Annotated in this window: 1 pseudogene; it reads right to left on the bottom strand. The window is 33.5% G+C overall.

Going from position 1 to position 1,377, the window contains the following annotated elements:
• Window positions 1-42: 42 nt before the first annotated feature.
• Window positions 43-1,377: pseudogene (locus tag FJR38_RS08560) on the bottom strand (IS5 family transposase); the annotation flags it as partial.

Genomic DNA, 1,377 nt, shown 5'->3' with positions numbered 1-1,377 from the left:
TTTATTATATGAAGCAATTTGAGTAAATATAATATTTTCTAATCATCCAAATCTAAAAATAGGAAATACTATGTTTTTCCTCAAATAGATACAAAAAAAAGTCATAATAATCCGCCGCAGTAATGCGGAAAGATTCATGACTAGAAAAGTTATGGCAATGGCTGTTTCTGAAGTATTAGAAAGTTTAGTCATTATTCGGTCAAGACTATATCTTCTTTTGCCTTCTCCAAATTTACCTTCAATACAATTACGATCTCTCTCGTCTAATTGTGCCTGCTTTTTGGTTTCTTTGCTGACATTTGTCGGTGGTCTTCCTAATGGTGGACCACTAATTCTGATCCCTCTTTCTTTGCACCATTTTCTATTATCCTTGGTTCGATAAATTTGATCTACATGCACTGATTCTGGATAGTATCCTGTTGCAGCTTTAAACGCTTCTACTTGTGATTTTAAGTCACCTGATTCATTAAAATTATCCCACCTAATCCGATCTAAAAATATGTATCCTTCGTAACAACTAGCTGACAACTTAGCTCCAAATTCCACTGATGAACCAGCTTTTCCCCTAACAATTGGACGGACATGAGGTTGTGTTAAACTTACGATTCTATCATCAACACGAGTCAGACTATTTTCATACATAAATAACTGTTGTCGATATACTTCATTTACCACTAATAGTATTTTATGTTTTTGGCTACTTAGCCACTCCAGCTTGGCTCCCACTGCTATTAGTCTATCTATATGTCCTAAGTTTCTTTTCAGGTATTGTAGTTGTTTTTTTATGGCTTTTCTTTTTTGTTTTTTCGATGGTCGTCGTTTTTTAGCGACGTTTAGATATTCTTTTCTAGCTGTATTTCTGTAAGTTCTTGGTTTTTTGTGTTCGTTTTTATCCAATTCTTCATACAGAATATCTATTATTTCTTCTGTCTGCTCCCTGGCTTGATTTAGTAATCCTAAATCTGTCGGATATTTAATATCTGCTGGTACACAAGTTGCATCTAACTTTAATTTTCCCTGATTTTTATCTTCATCTATTTTTTCTTCTCCCGCTTCAGTGCTAATAACTTTTTTCTGTTTCTTCCTCACTGATTTTATCTTCATTATTATTAACCATACTTCTATTCATTCTATTCACTAATTCAATATCTATCCTTTGTCTAAAATGAACTAACATTGAGGACTCAAATGGTGCTTCATTGCTATAGCTATTCAATCCTATAAAGTATTGTAGATATGGGTTTTCTCTTATTTGTTCTACTGTTTCTCTATCACTTAAACCCAATCTTTCTTTGATTATTAAAGCTCCTATGGCTATCCGAAAAGACTTTGCTGGTGCGCCCATTTCCATCGTGAATTGTTTCGCATATTCATCTT

Origin of the sequence: Anabaena sp. UHCC 0253 (assembly GCF_009712085.1) — a bacterium.
Taxonomy (GTDB): Bacteria; Cyanobacteriota; Cyanobacteriia; order Cyanobacteriales; family Nostocaceae; genus Dolichospermum.
This window is presented reverse-complemented; position numbering and strand designations above follow the sequence as displayed.